A 21803-nucleotide genomic window follows, 5' to 3' on the forward strand; every position below is an offset into this window, starting at 1 on the left:
GAGGCCGTTGGCTTTCTCCAGAACAGCAGAAACAGGCTTTTTACAGGAACACACCTGTTTCTTCGACCAGTCGAATCGTTGACTGTCCCTCACCCTCTTCCTCCGATCCGCTTTTTTCGAGGTGAGCCATGTCCTCTGTCCGCCCCGGGCTCCTCGCCGGCGCCCTTCTCTCCGCGAGCACTCTGCTGCTCGCGGGGTGTTCCGGGTCGAGCGGTTCGTCGTCGTCCGCGTCCCACGACTCGATCGACTACGCGCTGCCCGCCAACTTCACACCGAACTGGATCCTGCCGATCGGCACCGCGGCCCACCTCAACACCAACAACATCTCGATCGCCAACACCCTCTGGGAGCCGCTGATCGCCTACGACGGCTCGACCGGCTCGATGGGCTGGAACAAGAAGGGTTCCGTGGCCACGGCCGCCACGTTCGCCGCGGACCACAAGAGCGTGACGATCACCCTGGGCGACCGGCACTGGAGCGACGGCAAGCCGATCACCTCCGCCGACGTGGCGTTCTGGTACGAACTGATCAAGGCGAACAAGGCGCAGTGGGCGGGCTACAGCCCCGGCAAGGCCCCGGACAACTGGACGTCCTTCAAGACCGTCGACAGCCGCCGTTTCACGATCGCCTTCGACAAGGCCTACAACCCGCAGTGGATGCTGGCGAACGAGCTGAGCCTGATCAACCCGCTGCCCCAGCACGCCTGGGACAAGGGCGGCAGCGCCAAGGACGAGTGGACCTACCTGAACGACGCGGCGAAGAACATCGCCGGGTACCAGACGAACGCCCTGTGGAAGACGATCAGCGGCCCGTACGCCGTGAAGTCGTTCTCGACGGCCGGCAAGGTGGTCCTGACCGCCAACAAGAAGTACGACGGCGGCGAGAAGCCGGCCATCACCACGGTCGACCTGCTGCCCTTCACCACCGCCGACGCGGAGAAGAACGCCCTGCGCTCGGGCAGCGTCGACTACGGCTACATCGAGGCGACCGACCTCGACCAGAAGGAGAGCTTCACCGCGCGCGGCTACTCGGTGAAGCCGTGGTCCGGCTGGGCGATCACCTACATGCCGTACAACTTCAACAACCCGGCGATGGGCGCGGTGTTCAGGCAGTTGTACGCGCGGCAGGCGATCCAGCGGTCCATCGACCAGACGACCCTCGCGAAGGTCGTCTTCAACGGCACCGCGGTGCCCGGCTACGGCCCGATCCCGCAGGCCCAGTCCTCGGACTTCGTGTCGGCGGCGCAGCGGGCCAACCCCTATCCGTTCTCCACGACCGCCGCCAAGTCCCTGCTGACCGCCCATGGCTGGACGGAACAGGGCGGGGTGATGACGTGCACCGCCCCGGGGCCGGGGGCCAACCAGTGCGGGGCCGGGATCGCCAAGGGCACGAAGTTCGAGATGCGGGTGCTGTCGCAGTCCGGGTCGACGGTGACCGACAACATGATGAGCGCGATCCAGTCCTCGCTCGCCGACACCGGCATCAAGTTCACGATCAAGACCGCGCCGGTCAACTCGGTACTGTCACAGACCCCGCCGTGCACGGCGGGCCAGTCGATCTGCACGTGGCAGCTGTCGTTCTTCGGCACGGCGGGCAGCTGGTACTTCCCGGCCTTCCCGACCGGTGACTCGCTCTTCCAGTCCAAGGGCGGCTCCAACTTCGGCAACTACTCCGACACCACCGTCGACAAGCTCATCGCGGCGTCCACGACGGCGAGTTCGAACGCGGTGATCCAGGAGTACAGCGCGTCCCTCGCCAAGGACCTGCCAGTGATCTGGCTGCCCGAGCCCGACTACCAGATCTCCGTGATGCGGCGCGGCCTCGGCGGCTTCTCCCAGGACCCGCTCGCCAACTTCCACCCCGCGCAGTGGAAGTGGACCAGCTGAGCATGGACACCGCGTTGTTCCTCGCCCGGCGCCTGCTCCAGGCCCTGGTGGTGATCCTCATCGTCACGGTCGTGGTGTTCTGTCTGCTGCACGCGCTCCCCGGGGGTCCCGCGCGCGGGATCCTCGGCCCGCAGGCCACCGCCCAGCAGATCGCCTCGTTCAACCACGAACAGGGCCTGGACCGGCCGCTGCCCGTCCAGTACGTCTACTATCTGCGCACCCTGCTGCACGGCGACCTCGGCACCTCGTACACCCTCAACGAGGCGGTCTCCCGGCTGATCGAGCAGCGGCTGCCGAAAACCCTCGTGCTGACCGTGCTGTCGGCGCTGCTCGGCCTGCTGGTCGCGGTGCCCGTCGGCATGTGGCAGGCGGTGCGGCGGGACCGGCCGGTCGACTACACCCTGACCACGCTGAGCTTCGTGGCATACGCGACGCCCGTGTACTTCCTGGGGCTCGTCCTGGTGCTGGTCTTCACCCAGTGGCTCCCCTGGTTCCCCTCCCAGGCACCCCAAGGGGACACGCTGGCCCAGGTGTTCGCGGATCCGGCGGGCCTGGTACTGCCGGTGGTGACGGGTGCGGCGTCGATGGTCGCCGTGTTCAGCCGCTACATGCGGGCGGCGACCCTGGACAACCTCTCCGAGGACTACGTGCGTACCGCGCGGGCGGGCGGCTCGACACCCGGCAGGATCCTGTGGCGGCACGTGTTCCGCAACTCGCTGACCCCCGTGACCGCCATGCTCGGCTACTACGTCCCCGTGCTGTTCGGCGGCGCCCTGGTCGTCGAGCAGCTCTTCAACTACCCGGGGATGGGGCTGCTGTTCTGGAGCGCGGCACAGTCCTCCGACTACCCGGTGCTGCTCGGCTGTGTCCTCGTCATCTCCGTCGCGACCGTCACGGGCACCCTGCTGGCGGACGTCGTCCAGCGGATCGTCGACCCCCGGGTGAAGGGAGGCCGGGCATGAGCACCCTGACCGAGACCGTGCCCGTGACGAGCCGACGGCCGCTGTCCGTAAGACGATTCGCCCGCAACCGGACGGCGGTGGCCGGAGTCGTGGTGGTCGTCCTGTTCCTGCTGTTCTGCTTCGCCGGCCCGCTGCTGCACGCCACGGACCAGACCCACACCGATCTCTCCCAGGTCAACCTCCGGCCGGACGGAGCGCATTGGCTGGGTACGGACGCCGTCGGGCACGACGAGCTGGGCCGGCTCATGTACGGCGGCCGGGTCTCCCTGCTGGTGGGCCTGGCGGCCGGCGTCCTCGCGACCGTGATCGGCACGCTCTGGGGCGCGGTGGCCGGCTACGCGGGTGGCTGGGTGGACGCGGTGATGATGCGCGTGGTCGACGCGGGCATCGCCATCCCGGCCCTGTTCATCCTGCTGGTGGTGTCCGCGATCAGCAATCCCGGTCCGCTCGGGCTGGTCCTCATCCTGGGTCTGGTGTCCTGGCTGGTGCCGTCCCGGCTGGTGCGGGCGGAGACCCTGACGCTGAAGAACCGTGACTACGTACTGACGCTGCGCGCCATCGGCGGCACCCACGGCCGGGCGATCCTGCGGCACGTCCTGCCGAACTCGGTGTCGACGATCGTGGTCGCGGCGACCTTCCAGGTGGCGGACGCGATCCTGCTCGTCGCGTACGTCTCGTATCTGGGCCTGGGCGTGCAGCCGCCGCGGACCGACTGGGGCGGCATGCTGTCCGCCGGTCTGACGGCGGCCTACTCCGGACGCTGGTGGCTCATCGTTCCGCCCGGCCTCGCGATCATCCTCGTCGTGTGCGCGTTCAACGCGATCGGCGACGGTCTGCGCGACGCCTTCGATGTGAGGGGACGCGGATGAACAACCCTGATATCTCCGGTACTCCCCGGCCCCCCGACGACCGAGCCGTCCCCGACGACCGAGCCGTCCCCGACGACCGAGCCGTCCCCGACGACCGAGCCGTCCCCGACGACCGAGCCGTCCCCGACGACCGGGCCGTCCCCGACGACCGGGCCGTCCTCGACGTCCGGGACCTGGCCGTGACCTTCACGACCGACACCGGTCCGGTGCCCGCCGTGCGCGGGGTGTCGCTTCGGGTGCGCCCCGGAGAGACGCTCGCGCTGGTCGGCGAGTCCGGGTCGGGCAAGTCCACCGTGGCGCTGGCCGCGTTGGGGCTGCTGCCCGGCAACGCCGTGACGACCGGCCGGATCACGGTCGGCGACTTGGACGTCGTCGGCGCGGGCGAGCCGGAACTGACGCGGCTGCGCGGCCGTACCGCGTCCATGGTGTTCCAGGAACCGGCCACCGCGCTGGACCCGCTCACCCGGGTGGGCGCCCAGATCGCGGAAGTCGTCCGCAACCACCGCAAGGTGTCGCGCGCCGAGGCCGCCGCCGAGGCGGTCGCCCTGCTGCGCAGGGTGGGCATTCCGGAGCCGGAGCGGCGGGCCAGGGCCTTTCCGTTCCAGCTCTCGGGCGGACAGCGGCAGCGGGTCGTCATCGCGATGGCCGTCGCCAACTCCCCCGGTCTGCTGGTCGCCGATGAGCCGACCACCGCGCTCGACGTCACCGTGCAGGCCGAGATCCTGGACCTGCTGCGGGAGTTGGCGGCCGACGCGGGCACGGGCGTGCTGCTGGTCACCCACAACATGGGCGTGGTCGCCGACTTCGCCGACCGGGTCGCGGTGATGCTGCGCGGCGAGGTGGTGGAGACCGGGCCGGCGGAGGACGTGCTGCTGCGTCCGGCCCACGACTACACGCGGCGGCTGCTGGCTGCGGTACCCCGGTTGACGGCCGACGGACCGGCCGCCGAGGACCTCGCGGCGCCCGAGGGGGAACCGGTCGTCCGCCTCCAGGACGTCTCCGTCCGCTTCGGGCGTGGCCGGGGTGCGGTGTCCGCCCTCCAGGAGGTCTCGTTCACGGTCCGGGCCGGGGAGACGGTCGGGCTGGTGGGCGAGTCCGGGTCCGGGAAGTCGACGGCGGCCCGGGTGGCACTGGGGCTGGTCGCGCCCGACGCCGGGAGGGTCTCGCTGTTCGGGGCCGATCTGCGACGCAGCCGAGGGCGGGCCAGGCGACGGCTGCTGTCCGGGGTCGGGGTGGTGCTCCAGGACCCGGTGGCCTCGCTGGACGCCCGGATGAGCGTCGCCGAGTGTGTCGCCGAGCCGCTGCGGGTGCACCGCCGGGGCCTGTCGGCGGCCGAGCGCCGCGCCCGGGTGGCCGAGGTGCTCGATCTGGTCCGGCTGCCCGGCCGGGTGGCGGGGCGCGGACCACGTGAGCTGTCCGGCGGTCAGCGGCAACGGGTCAGCCTGGCCAGGGCTCTGGTGCTGGGGCCCCGGCTGCTGGTCGCGGACGAGCCGACGAGCGCACTGGACGTGAGTGTCCAGCGCACGGTGCTGGAGGTGATCGCCGAGTTGCAGCACGAGTTGGGGTTCGGATGTCTGCTGGTCTCGCACGATCTCGCGGTGGTACGGGAGTTCGCCGCGCGGGTGGTGGTCATGCGGGGTGGACGGGTGCTGGAACAGGGGGCGACCGCGGCGACCCTGCGCCACCCGGAGACGGAGTACGCCCGCCGGCTCCTGGCCGCCGTGCCGGTACCCGATCCGGTGCTGCAACGCGCCCGCCGGGCGGCCCTACGAGGACAGGAGGCCACCACGTGAGCCACGCACCCGAGGCGTTCGCGGGGATCGACATCGGCGGGACGACCACCCAGGCCGTCCTGTGCACGCCGGATCTCGCCGTCCTGGACCGGGCGCAGCTGCCGACCCCGGCCGCCGAGGGCGGCACCGCCATGGTCGGCGCCGCCCTGACCGTCGTACGACGGATGCTGAACCGCACTCCGGTACGGCTGCTCGGCGCCGGGGTCGGGGCGGCCGGGGTGGTGGACGCGCGGGCCGGGCGGATCCTGGTGGCCAGCGACTCCTTCCGGGACTGGGCCGGTCACGAGGTCACCGCGGCCGTCCGGGAGGCGCTCGGGGTACCGGCGTCCCTCGACAACGACGTCAACGCCTTCCTGCGCGGCGAGGTGGCGCGGGGCGCGGTCGTGGGCGAGACCCATGTGCTCGGCATGACGCTGGGCACCGGCGTGGGCGGGGCACTGTGGCTGAACGGCGAGCTGTACGACGGCCCGCGGGGCGCGGCGGGCGAGATCGGGCATGTGCCCGGCTTCGGCGGGCTGCCCTGCACCTGCGGTGGGCGCGGCCATCTCGAGACGCTGGCGTCCGGCCGGGCGCTGGCGGCGCGGTACGCGGAGCGGACCGGCCGCACGGCGACCGCCCGGGAGCTCGCGGGGGCGGCGGAGCGGGGCGACGCGGACGCGGTCGCCGTGTACGAGGCGGCCGGGGCCGCCGTCGCCCGCGCGATCCTGCTGGTGGCGGGGCTGCTGGATGTCACCACGTGTGTGGTGGGCGGCGGTGTGAGCCGCTCCTGGGCACCGCTGGAGCCGGCCCTTCTCGCCGTTCTGGCGGCCGAACCCCCGGTCAGTGGCAGGCCGGTGCGGGTAGTGCCGGCCCGCCTGGGCGAGGACGCCGTCGCGGTGGGCGCGGCGGCCCGGATCCGGGCGCGGCTGCTCGCGCAGGGATCGGAGACGGTCGCCTGAGCGGCGGACCGGCCCCCACCGGCTTCCCCCGCCTCACTTCGGTCGGCCGGTGCGCCTGGACGGTGCCCCCAGGCCCATGGTTGACACAGCCCGCGCCCCTTGGGCAGGAAGACTCACGCATCTCACAGGTCGGCCAGCGTCCGGAGCAGTTCCGTCGCGGTGGTCACGTCCCCGGTCAGCGCACGGTCCTCCGTGGCCGCCGGCAACGCTGCCGCCGCCACCCTGAAGGCAGGCACCGTCGGCTCCACCGGTCCGAGCCGCAGCGCCCGTACCGCCACCACCAGTTCGCATGCCAGTACCACCGCGTAGGCCTCCGCCGCCCGTTCCGTCTGTTTCGCCGCCTGGCCTGCGAAGGTCGCCGCCTCCTCCAGGCCGTGGGAGAGGACCGTGTGGCCCGTCGAGGCCGGGGTCGCGGACGCACGGACCTCCGCCAGGGCCGAGTTGGCCGTGTACTCCAGGATCATCGTGCCGGAGCTGGCCGCCGGTCCCGTGGCCAGGAACCCGGGAAGGCCGGTGAGGTCGGCGCGGCCCAGGGCCTGGAGGCGGGCGGCGGAGAGCTGGGCGGTCTGGAGGAGGGCGAGGTCGAGGCCGTCCAGGGCCAGGGCGAGCGGCGTCACGAAGAAGCCGCCGTGGTGGTAGACGCGGCCGTCGGGGGCCAGCACGGGGTTCTCCGTCGGGCAGTTGATCTCCGTCTCGATGATCCGGCGGAGGGCGTCGGCGGCCTCCAGGGCCGCGCCGTGGACCTGGGGGAAGACGCGGAAGGCGTAGGGGTCCTGGACGCGGCGGCCGGTGGTGCGGGGGTGGTCGGGTATCGCCAGGAGGCGGCGTATCTCCGCCGCCGCCCTGGCCGGGCCGGGGTAGGGGCGCAGCGCGTGTACCTCGGGCGCGTAGGCCTCCGGCGATCCGGAGACGGCGGCCAGGGAGAGCGCGGCCACCGCGTGTGTGGCCCGCAGCAGCACGTCCAGGTCGTGGCAGGCCAGGGCGGCCCGGCCCAGCGCGAGGGCGCTGCTGCTCAGGAGGGCGAGCGAGTCGCCGGGTCGGAGGGTGACCGGGGCGGGCAGTTCGGCGTCGGGGGACGTGGTCAGCCAGGGGCGTTCGCCGATCAGGGTCAGGCCGGTCTGGGCGAGCGCGGTCAGGTCGCCGGTGCCCACTCCGCCGTACTCGTTGATCGCGGGGTACACGCCAAGGCGCAACGCCTCGGTGAGGGCGGTGACGAAGGACGGGTGGATGCCGGAGCCGGCGGCCAGGAGCTGGTTCGCACGGACCGCCAGCAGGGCACGGGCCCGGCGCGGCGGGAGCAGGGGGCCGGCGCCGCCGGCGTGGCTGCGCAGCAGGCGCAGGGTGTGGCCGGCCGCGTCCGACGGGTCGACCCCGATCGAGCGGTGGGCGCCCACACCGGTGCCACGGCCGTACCAAAGGCCTTGCCCGGCGAGGTTTTCGGCGGTCTCGTGGGCGTGGCCGACCCGGTCGAGCGCCTCGGGCGCTACGACCGGGTCGGCGACGGCGTCGGCCAGCCGGACGAGTCCGGGCAGGCCGAGGCCGTTGCCGTCGAGCACGACACAGGAGCGCGCGGGCACCTGTCTCGGTACGTCGCTGGTGCTGTCCAAGGGAGATCGGGCGCGGGTGCGGGTCAGCTGCTGAGGCCGGCCTTCTTCAGCCAGGCCTGGGCCACGTCCAGCGGGTCCTTGTTGTCGGACTGCACCTGGGTGTCCAGGTCCAGCAGGGTCGCCGTGTCGAGCTTGGCGGAGACCGCGTTGAGGGCGTCGGTGGCCGTCTGGTTCAGGGCGCTCTTGTAGACCAGGGGCTGGACGTTCTCGAAGCCGAAGAGGTTCTCCGGGTCCTGGAGGACGACGAACTTCTCCTTGGTGATGGTCGGGTCCGTGCTGAAGATGTCGCCGGCCTGCACCGCGTTCTTCTTCAGGGCGGCCTCGGTGAGCGGGCCGCCCGCGTCCAGCGCCTTGAAGGACTTGAACTCCAGCCCGTACACGGACTTCAGGCCGACCAGGCCCTGCTGGCGGGTCTGGAACTCCGGCGAGGCGCCGATGACCAGGTCCTTGGCGATGCTCTTGAGGTCGGCTATGGAGGACTTCTCGGTGAGGTTGTACTTGGCGGCGGTCGCCGCGTTGACCGTCACCGTGTCCTTGTCCTGCGCGTCCGCCGGGTCCAGCAGCGTCAGCTTGGAGTCGAGCTTGGCCTCGACGGCCTTGGTGGTCTCCTCGACGGTCTTGGGGGCGGCCTTGGGGTCGAGGTAGGCGAGCAGGGCTCCGTTGTACTCGGGCAGGACCGAGACCGAACCGTTCTTGAGCAGACCGTAGGTGGTCTCGCGGCTGCCGATGTTCGACTTGTAAGTGACCTTGACGCCCTTGGCCTTGAGGGCCTCGCCGTAGATGTCGGCGATCAGGATGCTCTCGGCGAAGTTGTTCGAGCCGACGACCACGGTGTCGCCGCTCGCCTTGCTGTCGGACAGCGGGTCGGACTTGCTGTCGTCGGAGGAGGAACAGCCCGCCAGCAGGGCCGTCGTCGCGGCGAGCGCGACGGCCGCCGCGCCTCGGTATGTCCGGATTGACCTGCTGGGAAGGGTGTTGGAAGTCACGGTTGCCGTTCCGGGAGCTGTGGGCAGAAGGGTGGGGGTGTTGCGAACCACGTGGGGCTGTTGCGAACCACTCCGCACGATCCAATCCAGCCGGTTCTCGGTCAGTCAAGTACCTCCGGGTCACCGATTGGCTTCGATCCGTGGCCAGTTGTGGACGGAGAGCGGTCTCTTTGTAACGGATTCTTGATAAAGAGCAAGCGGAATCGCGCTTCAAGAACGCTGTAGTCTCACGGCAGTTGATATCGGTCACAGCGGTGCACGGGGCCCGCTACTCGGTGTCGTTCCGGAGCAGCTCGGGGTGAAGACGCCCCCCACAGTCGAGACACCCTCATGAAGGAGGCCCGGTGTCCACGAACCAGGTGGACGCGCCCGTCCGGCCCGCCCAGACGCGAGGCGGGATACGGGGCTTCGCCGACCGTTGGCCTTTCCGGCGCAAGCTGAACCTGCTGGTCGGTGTGCCGCTCGCCGTCATCGCCGTACTGCTCGCCTATGTCTTCACCGATCTGGTGCAGCAGTCCACCAGCGCGAACGACGCGGCGCAGCTGGTCCGGGACAGCACCCAGGTGGCACGCCTTGTGGACAAGGTCGAGGCGGAGCACCAGCAGGCGATCCTGCTCTCCGCCCGGTACGAGTCCGGGTACAGCACCCCGTCGCGGGCCGCCTACCGCGCGGCCCAGGAAGCGGTGACCGACCAGCTCCGGACGGTCCGTGACACCTTCGGCGACCGGCTGCCGGACACCGAGTCGGACGCCCTGCGGCAGGTCGAGGGCCTGTCCAGCCTGCGCGAGTCCGTCGAGCAGTCGTACCTGCCGGCGGACAACATCGACCCGGCGTACAGCAACGCGGCCAACGACCTGATCGACGGCCTCGGTCTGGACCGCAACGCCAACCTCGCCGCCACCTTCACCGGCAACCTGCTGGACTCGCTGCTGCGCGCGGACGCCGCCCACGGCGCCTTCGAGACCAACGTGCTCGCGGCCACCACCGGGGACACCAACGCGCTGATCGAGTTCACCAACGCGGTCGGTGCCTACGACCTGTACCAGCACCAGGCCCAGCGCTTCACCCGGTTCGCCACCGAGGGGCAGGCGGCCCAGCTGGCCTCCGTCGAGCACACCAAGGCACAGGGCAGGATCGCGGAATCCTACGCCGAGCTGCAGATCGACCCGAGCAGGCTGGAAGCCGGCAGCCAGGACGACATCCGGCGAGCGGTCAACGACGCGCTGACCGACTACCCCGACTATCTCGACCAGGCCACCGCCCGGCTGAACATCACCGCCTCGCTCATCGGCCAGATCGCCGACCGGGCCGACACGACCGCCGACTCGGCCAAGTGGCGCGCCATCTACCTGCTGACCGGCACCCTGCTCGGCTTCGTCCTGTGGATCACCCTCGCCGCGCTGGTGCGCCGCTCGGTGATCCGCCCGGTGCAGGCCCTGACCGGGGTCGCGCACGAGGTCGCCGAGGTGGCGGGCCGCGAACTCGCCCGGGTCGCCGACGACGACGACGAGGACGACAGCCCGCCCCGGCTGCGGGACATGCCGGTCACCGCCCGCGACGAGATCGGTGACCTGGCCGACGCGTTCAACCAGGTGCAGACCACGGCCGCGGCCCTCCTCGAACGCCAGGTGCTCAGCCGCCGCAACACCGCCGAGATGTTCGGCAACGTCGGCCGCCGGGTCAGCAACCTGACCACCCGCCAGCTCGCCTTCATCGACGCGGTGGAGCGCGCGGAGACCGACCCGGCCCTCCTCGAACGCCTCTACTCCATCGACCACATCGCCGTCCGCCTGCGCCGCAACGCCGACAGCCTGATGCTGCTGGCCGGCATCCGCGAGACCGTGCTGGCCTCCGGGCCCACCCCGCTGTCCAACGTGGTCCGGGCCGCACTCGGCCAGATCGAGGGCTACCAGCGGGTACGGCTGTACGCCGGCACGGACGCCATGATCGAGCCGGACATCATCGGCGACCTCACCCTGATGGTGGCCGAACTCCTGGAGAACGCGGTGTCGTTCTCGCCGGAGGGCAGTCCCGTGGAGGTGACCGTCCGTACCGGTGACCACGGCGCGCACATCGTTGTCACCGACCACGGCCTGGGCATGAGCGCCGAGCGGCTGGTCGAGGAGAACGCCCGGCTGGTCCGCCGTGAGCGCCTCGACCTGGTGCCGACCAAGGTGCTCGGCCTGTTCGTGGTGGGTGCGCTGGCCCGGCGCTGGGAGATCGGCGTCGAACTGACCCGGACCCCGGGCGGCGGTGTCACCGCCGAGGTGACGCTGCCCTCCCGGCTGTTGCTGACGATGAGCGCGGTGGCCGACACCACCGGCGCCCCGCTCGCCGTGGAGCCGACGGCGCCGGCCGAACCGACCGGGCCGACCGCCGCCGCCTCGATCCCGGCCGCCGCCGAGCCCGAGGGCCCGCTCCCCCGCCGGGTGCCGCGCCGTGAACCGGCCGCCGAGGCGAAGGCCGCACCGGCCCCGCTGGTCCCGGCCGCCCGCAGCGGCGAACCCCCGGCCGACGCCGCCGACGGAGCGCGTCCGCTGCGCCGCCGGGTACGCGGCGCGACCCTCCGCACCACCGTCGGCGCCGCACAGACCCTCGCCCAGCCACCGCGCAACCGCGACGCCGACGCCGAGCGGGACGCGCTGGAGGAGTTCGAGGCGGCGGTGGAGCGCGCCCGGCGCGAGAGCGACACCGGAAGCCATGAGCGACCCGCGCCGCACCCCGAGACCAACCCGCCGCACCACCAGATCCACCTTCCGGAAGGAGCCGAGCAGTGAGCACGTCGACAGGTGACACCCCGACGGGCGGCGCCGCCACGCCGACCGACCTGCAGGCGGCCGCAGCCGACTTCACCTGGCTGCTGAACCGCTTCGCGACCGAGACAGCAGGCGTGGTGGACGCGATCGCCGTGTCCTCCGACGGTCTGTTGATCGCCGTGTCGGAGCTGCGTGAACGCGCGCACTCCGAACGGCTGGCCGCGATCGTCTCCGGCATCACCAGCCTGGCCGCCGGCGCCTCCGGCAACTACGGCCTGGGCGGCCTCAACAAGGTCATCATCGACCTGGAGGGCGGCCATGTGATCGTCTCCGCGATCGGCAGCGGCGCCGTGCTCGGCGTGGTCGCCGACAACGAGGCCAAGCTCGGCAACATCGCCTACGAGATGACTCTGTTCGCCAACCGGGCCGGCGCCGCGCTCAACCCGCAGCTGGTTCTGGAGCTGAAGAACAGCGTCGGCGTCCCACAGACGCGCTGACCGGCGGAGCCGGTCGAGAGAGGAAGACACAGCCATGGCGGACGGCTTCCCGCCCCCGGGCCCGGACCCGGTCGGCCCCGCCCCCGCCGTACGGCCGTTCCTGGTCACCGCCGGCCGGGTGGCGGACAGCGCCTCCGGACCGGCGATGCCCGTCGAGACCCAGGTGGTGGCGACCACCGCCGGACTCGACGCGCTCGCCCGGCTCTCCTTCGAGCAGCACGACATCGTCGCCGCGTGCCGGATTCCGCAGTCGCTCGCGGAACTGGCGGCCCGGCTGCGGCTGCACCTGAACGTGGTCCGGGTGCTCGCCGAAGACCTGCGCGAAGCGGGGCAGCTGACCGTGCATGTGCCCGACTTCGAAGCCACCCACGACTCGTCCGTCCTGCGCAGGGTTATCGACGGCCTGCGGGCCATCCCAGACTCCCGAGGGGTACTCCGTGACACCGACTGACTCGCTGACCCGGGGGACCGGGCGTACGGCCGTCCGGCCGCCGCTGCCGGTGAAGATGGTCATCGCGGGCGGTTTCGGCGTGGGCAAGACCACCGCCGTCGGCTCGATCTCGGAGATCGAGCCACTGACCACCGAGGCGTCGATCACCGAGGTCGCGGCGGGCGTGGACGACCTGACGCTCACCCCGCGCAAGACGACCACGACCGTGGCGATGGACTTCGGCTGCATCACCATCGACCCGACGCTGAAGCTGTATCTGTTCGGCACGCCCGGGCAGGAACGGTTCGGCTTCATGTGGGACGACATCGTCGAGGGGGCGCTCGGCGGGCTCGTGATCGTGGACACCCGGCGGCTCGACGACTGCTATGCGGCGGTCGACTACTTCGAGCACCGCGGAATTCCGTTCGCCATCGCCATCAACGCGTTCGACGGGCAGGTCGAGCACACGCTGGACGAGGTGCGGTGGGCGTTGGACGTCGCGGAGGGGACTCCGCTGGTCGTCTTCGACGCGCGGGAACGGGGTTCGGTGCGCGACGCGCTGCTGGTGGTTCTCGAACTGGCGCTGGCGCGGCGCGAGGGGTAGTGCGGTGGGTGGGGAACTGCGGGCCCGCCGCGTGGGGCTGGTCGCGCCCACGCGGCGGCAGCCGCGTATTCGGTTCAGCCGCGCGCCCCTTTCGGGGCGCTAGTGCCGTGGCAGGCAACGTTTGCCCGTGAAGGAGCGGCGCCCGGTGCGTGCTCTCGGCGTGCCGGACGGAGGCCCTCGTACTGGACGTACTTGGGTCTTCGGCTGGTGCGGCGAGAGTGCGTGCCGGGCGTCGCGACGGGGCGAACGTTGCCTGTCACGGCACTAGCTCCTCCGTACCCCCGGCGAGACGGTCAGTCTCTGTACCGCCCAGAAGATGCCCAGTGTCGCCAGGGCCATGGCTGCCACCAGGGTCGCGCCGCCCACGACCTTCTCGTAGTTCTTCTGGTAGAGGCCGTCGATGATGTAGCGGCCCAGGCCGCCCAGGCTGACGTACGCCGCGATCGTCGCCGTCGAGACGATCTGGATGGCCGCCGACCGCAGGCCGCTGAGGATCAGCGGGAGGGCGACCGGGAGTTCGACCTGGAAGAGGACGCGTGCCTCCGGCATGCCCATGCCGCGCGCCGCGTCCACCGGGGACGGGTCGACCGAGCGCATCGCCTCGTACGTCGTGACCAGGATCGGCGGTACGGCGAGGATCACCAGCGGGATCATCACCGGCAGCATGCCGAAGCCGAGCCAGATGAACATCAGGACCAGCAGCCCGAAGCTGGGCAGCGCCCGGCCGGCCGTGGCGATCAGGGCGAGGGTGTTGCCGCCACGCCCGTAGTGGCCGGTGATCAGGCCGATGGGCAGACCGATGACGGCCGCGTAGGCGAGCGCCTCCAGCGAGTACTGGATGTGCTCCCACAGGCGGGTGGGGATGCCGTCGTAGCCGTGCCAGTGCGAACTGTCGCTGAAGAAGGCGTGGATGAAGTTGAGGACGTTCACCGGGTGCTCTCCTTCGGCATCCAGGGCGTCAGCACACGGCGCAGGAGGACGAGGAGGGCGTCCGCCAGGATCGCCAGCACGGCCGTCGTCACCACGGAGTTCACCGCCAGTTCGGGGCGGTGGTAGATGTTGGCGTCGTTGAGCAGGTTGCCGAGGGCGCCCTGGTTGCCGATCAGCATGCCGACGCTGACCAGGGAGATGCTGGAGACGGTGGCCACCCGCAGGCCCGCGATGATCGCGGGGACGGCGATCGGCAACTGCACCTGGAAGTAACGGCGTACGGGGCCGAGGCCCATGGCGGTGGCGGCGGCGAGGGTCTCGGCAGGGACCGAGCGGACACCGTCCACGATCGCCGGGACCAGGACCACCAGGCTGTACACCGAGAGCGGGATCATCACCGTCGTCTCGGTCTGGCCGGTGTAGTCGATGAGGACGACGAAGAAGGCCAGGGAGGGGATGGCGTACAGGATCGTGGTCACGCCCAGGACCGGCGGGTACAGCCAGCGGAAGCGCACACAGAGCTGGGCGATCGGGAGCGAGACCAGCAGTCCGGCCAGGACCGGGATGAGGGCCTCGCGCAGATGCAGGCCGATCAGCCCGAAGTAGGTGTTCTGGAGGTCGCTGGGGATGTCGAAGAAGCCGCTCATCCCCCGACCTTCGTGTGGTCGCGGCCCTCGGCGTGGGCGGTGCGGATCGCGGCGCCGATGACCTGCTGGGAGACGACGCCGACCGCGCGTCCCTCGCCGTCCACGGCCACCGCCCAGCCGGTCGGCGAGAGCACGGAGCCGTCGAGGGCGGCGCGCAGCGAGTCCCTGCCGGGCACGAACGGCCGCCCGTACGGCAGCAGCCGCTCGGGGTCGATCGAGCCGGCGGTGAGGGCCTGCGGCTCGCCCCAGCCCAGCGGCCTGCCGTCCAGGTCCGTCACGAGGAGATAGGGGGCGTCCGTCGAGGTGCGGGCGCCGAGCTTGGCGGCGTCGGCGTCCACCGGGACGATCGGGGTGGTCTGCAGCGCGAGGTCCGCCGAGGGGAAGAAGGACAGCCGGCGGATGCCTCGGTCGGCGCCGAGGAAGTCCTCGACGAAGGCGTCGGCGGGGTCGGTGAGCAGTTCGGCGGGCGGGGCGAACTGGGCGAGGTGGCCGCCGGTACGCATCACGGCGACCATCGTGCCGAGCTTGATCGCCTCGTCGATGTCATGGGTGACGAAGACGATGGTCTTGCCCAACTCATCCTGGATACGCAGGAGTTCGTCCTGGAGACCCTTGCGGACCACGGGGTCCACGGCGGAGAACGGCTCGTCCATCAGGAGTACGGGCGGATCGGCGGCGAGCGCCCGGGCCACGCCGACGCGCTGCTGCTGGCCGCCGGAGAGCTGGTACGGGTAGCGCTTGGCGAGGGCCGAGTCCAGGCCCACCCGGTCCATCAGCTCGGCCGCGCGGACGCGCGCCTTCTGCTTGCTCCAGCCGAGCAGCCGGGGCACCGTCGCGATGTTGTCGATGATCGTGCGATGCTGGAAGAGACCGGCGTTCTGGATGACGTAACCCATGGACCGGCGCAGGGTGTTGACCGGCTGCGCCTGGATGTCGGCGCCGTCGAGGAGGATACGGCCCTCGCTGGGCTCGACCATCCGGTTGATCATCCGCAGGGTCGTCGTCTTGCCGCATCCCGAGGGGCCGACGAAGACGGTGATCGAGCGATCCGGTATCTCCAGGGAGAGTCGGTCGACGGCGACCGTACCGTCCGGATACCGCTTGGTGACTGAATCTATCCGTATCAAAACGCCGAATGCCCTTCGGGTTTGGCTGAGACTGCCCAGTTTTCGACCACGGTCGCCGTGGCGCAGGCCGTTGCGGGGAGAGTCTAGACCGCAAGTGTTTCAGCACTTTGGCGGCTGACTGGTCGTCTTCAGTCTGTGACCTGCCGCCCCGCTCCGGGCCGATTCCTGGGCGCCCGACCGGCGTCCGCTGTGCGGGACCTGTGAGTTCCCTGATTCTCATTCCTCGCTCAGTGAAGCCTCACGGCCGCCCCAGACAGCGCCTCGATCGTCGTGGTCATGAACGAAACGAACGCGGGAGGCGTCCGGCGCCGGTCGGTCGAGATCGTGGTGCCGGTGTACAACGAGGCCCATGTCCTCGCCGGCAGCGTCGGCCGTCTCCACGCATACCTCGAGGACTCCTTCCCGTTCCCGTTCCGCATCACGATCGCGGACAACGCGAGCACGGACGCCACCTGGACGGTGGCGACCGATCTGACCCTGCGCCTGCCGCACGTCCACGCACGGCGGCTGGAGGAGAAGGGCCGGGGCCGCGCCCTGAAGCACGTGTGGAGCAGGTCCACCGCCGACGTCGTCGCCTATATGGACGTCGACCTGTCGACCGGGCTCGAAGGCTTCCTGCCGCTGGTCGCCCCACTCCTGTCCGGGCACAGCGACCTCGCCGTCGGCAGCCGGCTGCGCCGGCAGTCGGCGGTGGTGCGCGGCCCGAAGCGCGAGTTCGTCTCCCGCTCCTACAACCTGCTGCTCAAAGCAGGCCTCGGTGCCCGCTTCTCGGACGCGCAGTGCGGCTTCAAGGCCGTGCGCACCGAGGTGTTCAAGGCGCTCGCGCCGCACATCGAGGACACCGCCTGGTTCTTCGACACCGAACTGCTGGTGCTCGCCCAGCGCAACCGACTGCGCGTCCACGAGATCCCGGTCGACTGGGTCGACGACCCCGACAGCCGGGTCGACATCGTCCGCACCGCCGTCGACGACCTCAAGGGCATGGGCCGGATGTTCCGGGCCACCGTCACCGGCCGCACCCGCGTCCCCGCCGTACCCCGCCGTACCACCGTCCCGCAGACCGTCGCCGTTCTGCCCACCGGGGCGGCCACCGCCACCGAGCCCCTGGAGTACGCGTCATGACGACCCTCGCCCCGCCGCCCGCCCCGGTCCAGGACGGCCGGCACCGGTCCGCCGCCCCGCCGGTCTCCCGCGCCAGAAGGCTGTTCATGGGCGCTCCCGAGGACCCGCGCTGGGCCCGCCCCGCCCTATGGGCGATCCTGCTCCTGGCCACCGCCCTGTACGCCTGGAACCTCTCCTCCGTCACCGGCAACACCTTCTACAACGCGGCGGTCTACTCCGGCACCAGGAGCTGGAAGGCGTTCTTCTTCGGCGCCCTGGACGCCGGCAGCTTCATCACCGTCGACAAACCCCCCTTCGCCCTCTGGGTGATGGGCCTGTCCGCCCGCGTCCTCGGCTACGGCACCTGGCAGTTGGCGCTGCCGATGGTCGCCGTCGGCGTCGGCTCGGTCGCCCTGCTGTACCGGCTGGTCAAGCGGGACTTCGGGGTCGCGGCGGCCACGATCGCCGCGCTGGTGCTGACCCTGACGCCCATCACCGTCGCCATCGACCGCGACACCAACCCCGACCCGATCCTGGTCTTCCTGATGCTGCTCGGCGCGGCCGCGCTGCTGAAGGCCGTACGCACCGGCAGGTTGCTGCCGCTGGTGTGGTCGGCGGTGGCCATCGGCTTCGCGTTCAACACCAAGATGATGCAGGCGTACGTCGTACTGCCCGCGTTCTTCCTGGTCTATCTGTGGGCCGCGAACGCGTCACTGGGCCGGCGCATCCGCAACCTCGCCGTCGCCACGGTCGCGTTGGTCGTGAGCAGCGCCTGGTGGATGGTGGTCGTCGACCTGATCCCGGCCTCCGACCGGCCCTACATCGGCGGCTCCACCGACAACACGGTCTGGGACCTGGTCATCGGCTACAACGGCTTCGGCCGGATCTTCGGGGCGGGTTCGTCGGTGGGCTCGCAGGGCAACGGCGCGAGCTTCGGCGGCAGTTCGGGTCTGTACCGGATGTTCAACGACATCATGGGCGGCCAGATCTCCTGGCTGATCCCGTTCGCCGCGATCGCCCTGGCCGGCGCGCTGGTACTGCGCGGCCGGGCGCCGCGCACCGATGCCAGGCGGGCCGCGCTGATGCTGTGGGGCGGCTGGTTCGTCCTGCACTTCCTGACCTTCTCCCTCGCCGAGGGCACCTTCCACCCGTACTACGTCACCGCCATGGCGCCGGGGATCGCCGCCCTGGCCGGTGCGGGCGGGGTCATGCTCCACCAGGCCTTCCACGACGGTTCGGCGGCCAAGTGGGGTTGGGTGCTTCCGGTGGCGGTCGGCCTCAGCACGGTGTGGGCACTCGTCCTGCTCCAGCGGGTGTCCGGCTCCGGCACGGTGTACACGGTCGCCGAGGTGGTGGCCGCGCTGGGCGGTGCGCTGGCGGTGACCGGGCTGCTGGTCGGTCGGTTCATGCGACGGCGGAGGCTGATGGGCTTCGCGGCGGTGGCGGCGATCGTCGCCCTGCTGGCCGGCCCGGCCGCCTACTCGGCCTCGGCGGCCACGACCGCGAGCACCAACGGCACCAACCCGACGGCCGGCCCAAACACCGGTGGCGGTATGGGCGGCGGTGGCCAGCGGCCGAGCGGCAGCGCACCGAGCGGGACCAAGAGCGGCACCGCCCCGAGCGGTTCCGGCAGCTCCGGCGGGCAGTCCCCGGGTCAGCCGCCGACCGGCACGGGAAGCACCGACACGGGAAGCACCGCAACGGGAAGCACGAGCACCGGCTCCAGCAGCCAGTCGCAGTCCGGTCGGACCGCCGGAGGCATGGGCGGCGACACCCAGGTCAGCTCCGCGATGATCACGTACCTCGAGAAGCACCAGGACGGCGCCACCTGGCTGGTGGCGGTGGCCACCGACCAGACCGCCTCCTCGATCATCCTGGAGTCCGGTCAGCCCGTCATCTCGATGGGCGGCTGGTCCGGCAGCGACAACGCGATGACCCTCGCCAAGCTCAAGAGCCTGGTGAAGGCGGGCAAGCTGCACTACATCGTCGTCAGCAGCGGCGGCGGCCAGGGCACGAACTCGGAGATCGCGACCTGGGTGAAGAAGCACGGCAGCGCGGTGAGCGCCTACAGCGGCCTGTACCGCCTGGACGCGTCCGACGTCAGCTGATCCGTCTCGAACGAAAAGGCGGGCCGCCGGCAGCGGCCCGCCTTTTCCCGTGGTCCCGGGGTCACGCGGCGACCGGGAAGCCCGCCGTCCGCAGCACCTGCCGGCCGGCGTCCACGGCGAACACCTCGCAGCCCGGGCGGGCAGCGGCCCACCCGACGCCCTCGGCGCCCATCGCGAACGCGGCCGTGGCCACGGAGTCCGCCTCCGTCAGCGAGGCGGCGACGACCGTCAGGCTGAGCAGCCCGGTCGCCGGACGTCCCGTGCGGCCGTCGATGATGTGGTCGCCGCGCTCGTAGCGGGCGGACGTGGCGACCGCCCCGTCGGCGAGTTCGAGGACCGTGCACAACTGGTCGGCGCGCTCGGGGTGCCGTACCCCCACCCGCCAGGGCCCACCGGACGCCACCACGTCACCACCGGCGTTCAGCACGAACCGCCGTGCCCCGGCCGCCGACAGCAGCTCCGCCGCCCGCTGCACCGACCAGCCCTTGACCACCGCGCACGGGTCGAGGCCCCGCCCCGGCAGCCGTACGTCGAACGCGCCGCCGGTCGCCAGCCGGTACTCCTCGCACAGCGCGAGCACCTCGGCGAGGTCCGGGCTCACCTCGGTCTCGGAGAGTTCGCCCCGGTCGAGCCGGGAGACCTCGCTGTCCGGTTGGAACGGGCTGAACCGCTCGTCGACGTCGCGCAGCCAGGCGAAGACGGCGTCCGCCGCGCTCTTAGGGACGTCCTGGTCGTCGATCCGCAGGGAGACCGGGAAGCCCATGACGTGTTCGACTCGGCGCACCGTCAGCCCTTCGCGTCGATCGCGGCCTGGAGGGACTCCCGGTAGCCGTCACTGGTGATCGTCGCGCCCGACACGGTGTCGATGTCCGCGCTCTGCGCCTTCAGCGTCTCCGAGATCAGTACCGGGACGGCCGCCGTGGTCTGGGGATGGTCGGGCTGCTGAAGCATCCTCACCGCGGTGATCTCGTCACCGTCGAAGGTCACCTGGACCTGGACGGGTCCCTTCTCGGTGTTGACGGTGGTGCCCTTGACGACCGTGCCCGAAGCGCCGGTCGCGGAGCTGGACGGGGTCGTGACGGGCTGCTCGGCGGTGGTGGTCGTCGTACCGCCGACGGAGGGCTCGTAGCGCCAGACGGGGATCAGGCCCGCGATGCTCAGGGCGACGACAGGTATGGCTCGCTTCACGGTGTCTCTCTCATCCCGCCAGGCTGAAACGCTCGAAGTGGATCTGCGGCTTGGGCACGCCCAGGTCTCCCAGGCTGCGCAGCACCGCCTTCATCATCGGCGGCGGCCCGCACAGGAAGACGTCCCGGTCGGCGATGTCCGGCACCAGCTGGATCAGCTCGCGCGCGGCCAGCCTGTCGGGGACCGGCGGGCCGGTGACCAGGTGCAGTTCGGCGCCCTTGGTGACGGCGAGGTCGCGCAGCTCGTCGTAGAGGACGGCGTCCCGGTCGGCGGCGACGCGGTAGATGACGACCGCGTGGCCTTCGAGGTCCTCCAGGAGGGCGCGGATGGGGGTCACGCCCACACCGCCCGCGATCAGCAGGGACTCGGTCTTTTGGCGGTGCAGGGTGGTGAAGGCGCCGTAGGGGCCCTCGGCGAAGACCCGGGTGCCGACCTTCAGGTGACGCAGGGCGGCGCTGCCGTCGCCGGCGGCCTTGGCGGTCAGGCGCAGGGTGCGGCCGTCGGGGGCGGCGGAGAGGGAGAAGGGGTTCGCCTGCCACCAGCGGTCCTTCGTCAGGAACCGCCACAGGAAGAACTGGCCGGCCTGCGCGCCCAGTTGGTCGAGGTCACGGCCGGTGACGTGGACCGAGACCACGTTGTCCGACTCGGGGACGACGGCGGAGACCCGGAACTGGTGGCGGTAGTTGCGCCACAGGGGCAGGACCAGCCGGCCCAGGGCCACCGAGCCGAGCGCGACGCCCCACACCGCGTACCAGTACGCCGTCGCGGCGGACGACGCCGTGAACGTCGTACCGACCGCGACCTGGTGGCTGAAGGCGAGCACCACGGCCACGTACGTGTACAGGTGGACGAAGTGCCAGGTCTCGTAGGCGAGCCGGCGGCGGGCGTAGCGGGCCGAGACGGCGCCGACCACGAGGATGATGCCGAGGGCGACGACGGCGCGGAGCACGCCCTCGGTCGTCTCGGCGAGGTCGACGATCTCGCTGATCGGGCCGACGCCGGCGCCGTCGGCGTAGCCGAAGCTGATGAAGACGGCGTGCCCGAGCAGCGTCCACAGCAGGGCGAAGCCGGTCCAGCGGTGCCAGGAGGTCAGCCGGTCCATGCCGATCCGGCGGTCCAGCCAGGGCAGCCGGGCCACCAGCACCAGCTGGAAGGCCATGACTAGGGCGCCGTACAGGCCGAGGAAGCGGCCGATGACGATCAGGGCGTTGGAGGCGAAGCCGGCCTGGGCGAAGAAGTAGGCGACCACGGCCGCGTTCACGGCGAGCACGGCGTACAGGCTCGTGCGGGCCACCACCCTGGGGCGTATCGCCGTGGGGGGCGCAGGGGGCGATTGGACGGTCGTCACGGGTCGGCAGCTCCTTGATCGGGTCC

General features: G+C 71.3%; 19 protein-coding genes. 11 read left to right on the forward strand and 8 right to left on the reverse strand.

Annotated features, from left to right (window positions below; all coding sequences use genetic code 11):
* Positions 1–128: 128 nt before the first annotated feature.
* Genes AB0D59_RS19080 through AB0D59_RS19100 form a run of 5 tightly spaced genes read left to right on the forward strand, consistent with a single transcriptional unit; the run spans position 129 to position 6448 of the window.
* Entirely contained in the window at positions 129–1886 is a 1758-nt protein-coding gene (locus AB0D59_RS19080) for a peptide ABC transporter substrate-binding protein (RefSeq protein ID WP_362566270.1), read from the forward strand.
* 2 nt (positions 1887–1888) lie between these two features.
* Positions 1889–2848, forward strand: a complete 960-nt coding sequence (locus AB0D59_RS19085) for an ABC transporter permease (RefSeq protein WP_362566272.1) — start codon at positions 1889–1891, stop codon at positions 2846–2848.
* Positions 2845–3717: an ABC transporter permease gene (locus AB0D59_RS19090; RefSeq protein ID WP_362566275.1), complete on the forward strand. Its 873-nt coding sequence runs from the start codon at positions 2845–2847 to the stop codon at positions 3715–3717. The genes AB0D59_RS19085 and AB0D59_RS19090 overlap by 4 nt, the downstream gene beginning before the upstream one ends.
* Entirely contained in the window at positions 3714–5510 is a 1797-nt protein-coding gene (locus tag AB0D59_RS19095) for an ABC transporter ATP-binding protein (RefSeq protein WP_362566277.1), read from the forward strand. The genes AB0D59_RS19090 and AB0D59_RS19095 overlap by 4 nt, the downstream gene beginning before the upstream one ends.
* Positions 5507–6448, forward strand: a complete 942-nt coding sequence (locus AB0D59_RS19100) for an ROK family protein (protein WP_362566279.1) — start codon at positions 5507–5509, stop codon at positions 6446–6448. Before AB0D59_RS19095 ends, AB0D59_RS19100 begins: the two co-directional genes overlap by 4 nt.
* Positions 6449–6570: 122 nt before the next feature.
* Here AB0D59_RS19100 and AB0D59_RS19105 read toward each other — a convergent pair whose 3' ends face one another.
* Together AB0D59_RS19105 and AB0D59_RS19110 are read right to left on the reverse strand one after the other, a co-directional pair.
* A complete protein-coding gene (locus tag AB0D59_RS19105; RefSeq protein WP_362566281.1) occupies positions 6571–8055 on the reverse strand; it encodes an aromatic amino acid lyase in 1485 nt (494 codons plus the stop codon).
* Between the two features lie 23 nt (positions 8056–8078).
* Complete coding sequence (locus AB0D59_RS19110; protein WP_362566284.1) at positions 8079–9041, reverse strand: ABC transporter substrate-binding protein; 963 nt, start codon at positions 9039–9041, stop codon at positions 8079–8081.
* A 344-nt stretch (positions 9042–9385) separates the two neighbouring features.
* On the opposite strand from AB0D59_RS19110, the gene AB0D59_RS19115 reads away from it, so the two are divergent.
* The 4 genes from AB0D59_RS19115 to AB0D59_RS19130 are packed head-to-tail and all read left to right on the forward strand — an operon-like array spanning position 9386 to position 13328.
* Complete coding sequence (locus tag AB0D59_RS19115; protein WP_362566287.1) at positions 9386–11818, forward strand: ATP-binding protein; 2433 nt, start codon at positions 9386–9388, stop codon at positions 11816–11818.
* Complete coding sequence (locus tag AB0D59_RS19120; RefSeq protein WP_362566289.1) at positions 11815–12294, forward strand: roadblock/LC7 domain-containing protein; 480 nt, start codon at positions 11815–11817, stop codon at positions 12292–12294. The genes AB0D59_RS19115 and AB0D59_RS19120 overlap by 4 nt, the downstream gene beginning before the upstream one ends.
* A 34-nt stretch (positions 12295–12328) precedes the next feature.
* On the forward strand, positions 12329–12745 hold the full coding sequence (locus AB0D59_RS19125) for a DUF742 domain-containing protein (protein WP_351710291.1): 417 nt from the start codon (positions 12329–12331) through the stop codon (positions 12743–12745).
* Positions 12732–13328, forward strand: a complete 597-nt coding sequence (locus tag AB0D59_RS19130; protein ID WP_362566292.1) for an ATP/GTP-binding protein — start codon at positions 12732–12734, stop codon at positions 13326–13328. Before AB0D59_RS19125 ends, AB0D59_RS19130 begins: the two co-directional genes overlap by 14 nt.
* A 264-nt stretch (positions 13329–13592) precedes the next feature.
* On the opposite strand, the gene AB0D59_RS19135 is transcribed toward AB0D59_RS19130, so the two are convergent.
* The 3 genes from AB0D59_RS19135 to AB0D59_RS19145 are packed head-to-tail and all read right to left on the reverse strand — an operon-like array spanning position 13593 to position 16032.
* The gene (locus AB0D59_RS19135; protein ID WP_362566294.1) at positions 13593–14258 is read right to left on the reverse strand and encodes an ABC transporter permease; all 666 of its coding nucleotides are present in this window, start codon (positions 14256–14258) and stop codon (positions 13593–13595) included.
* Positions 14255–14905 (reverse strand): ABC transporter permease subunit, encoded by a 651-nt coding sequence (locus AB0D59_RS19140; protein ID WP_362566297.1) that lies wholly within the window; start codon positions 14903–14905, stop codon positions 14255–14257. The genes AB0D59_RS19135 and AB0D59_RS19140 overlap by 4 nt, the downstream gene beginning before the upstream one ends.
* Positions 14902–16032, reverse strand: coding sequence for an ABC transporter ATP-binding protein (locus tag AB0D59_RS19145; RefSeq protein WP_362566299.1), 1131 nt, complete (start codon positions 16030–16032; stop codon positions 14902–14904). The genes AB0D59_RS19140 and AB0D59_RS19145 overlap by 4 nt, the downstream gene beginning before the upstream one ends.
* Positions 16033–16308: 276 nt before the next feature.
* Between AB0D59_RS19145 and AB0D59_RS19150 the strand changes: the two genes are divergently transcribed.
* A complete protein-coding gene (locus AB0D59_RS19150) occupies positions 16309–17154 on the forward strand; it encodes a glycosyltransferase (protein WP_362566302.1) in 846 nt (281 codons plus the stop codon).
* Complete coding sequence (locus AB0D59_RS19155) at positions 17151–19241, forward strand: glycosyltransferase family 39 protein (RefSeq protein WP_362566304.1); 2091 nt, start codon at positions 17151–17153, stop codon at positions 19239–19241. Before AB0D59_RS19150 ends, AB0D59_RS19155 begins: the two co-directional genes overlap by 4 nt.
* Before the next feature lie 61 nt (positions 19242–19302).
* Here AB0D59_RS19155 and AB0D59_RS19160 read toward each other — a convergent pair whose 3' ends face one another.
* Genes AB0D59_RS19160 through AB0D59_RS19170 form a run of 3 tightly spaced genes read right to left on the reverse strand, consistent with a single transcriptional unit; the run spans position 19303 to position 21777 of the window.
* Positions 19303–20025, reverse strand: a complete 723-nt coding sequence (locus AB0D59_RS19160) for an FAD:protein FMN transferase (protein ID WP_362566306.1) — start codon at positions 20023–20025, stop codon at positions 19303–19305.
* A gap of 2 nt (positions 20026–20027) precedes the next feature.
* Positions 20028–20429 carry an FMN-binding protein gene (locus AB0D59_RS19165; protein WP_362566309.1) on the reverse strand — a complete coding sequence of 134 codons (402 nt, stop codon included), beginning with the start codon at positions 20427–20429 and terminating at the stop codon, positions 20028–20030.
* 10 nt (positions 20430–20439) lie between these two features.
* Positions 20440–21777, reverse strand: a complete 1338-nt coding sequence (locus AB0D59_RS19170) for a ferredoxin reductase family protein (RefSeq protein ID WP_362566310.1) — start codon at positions 21775–21777, stop codon at positions 20440–20442.
* Between the last annotated feature and the right edge of the window lie 26 nt (positions 21778–21803).

The sequence above is a fragment of the Streptomyces sp. NPDC048417 genome, assembly GCF_040651615.1.
Classification (GTDB): Bacteria; Actinomycetota; Actinomycetes; order Streptomycetales; family Streptomycetaceae; genus Streptomyces.

Bases quoted from the DNA above. Each gene is read 5' to 3' on its own strand.
- AB0D59_RS19090 (WP_362566275.1), top strand. From the start codon at position 2,845: ATGAGCACCCTGACCGAGACCGTGCCCGTGACGAGCCGACGGCCGCTG.
- AB0D59_RS19125 (WP_351710291.1), top strand. From the start codon at position 12,329: ATGGCGGACGGCTTCCCGCCCCCGGGCCCGGACCCGGTCGGCCCCGCC.
- AB0D59_RS19150 (WP_362566302.1), top strand. From the start codon at position 16,309: ATGAACGAAACGAACGCGGGAGGCGTCCGGCGCCGGTCGGTCGAGATC.
- AB0D59_RS19085 (WP_362566272.1), top strand. From the start codon at position 1,889: ATGGACACCGCGTTGTTCCTCGCCCGGCGCCTGCTCCAGGCCCTGGTG.
- AB0D59_RS19095 (WP_362566277.1), top strand. From the start codon at position 3,714: ATGAACAACCCTGATATCTCCGGTACTCCCCGGCCCCCCGACGACCGA.
- AB0D59_RS19080 (WP_362566270.1), top strand. From the start codon at position 129: ATGTCCTCTGTCCGCCCCGGGCTCCTCGCCGGCGCCCTTCTCTCCGCG.
- AB0D59_RS19155 (WP_362566304.1), top strand. From the start codon at position 17,151: ATGACGACCCTCGCCCCGCCGCCCGCCCCGGTCCAGGACGGCCGGCAC.
- AB0D59_RS19140 (WP_362566297.1), bottom strand. From the start codon at position 14,905: ATGAGCGGCTTCTTCGACATCCCCAGCGACCTCCAGAACACCTACTTC.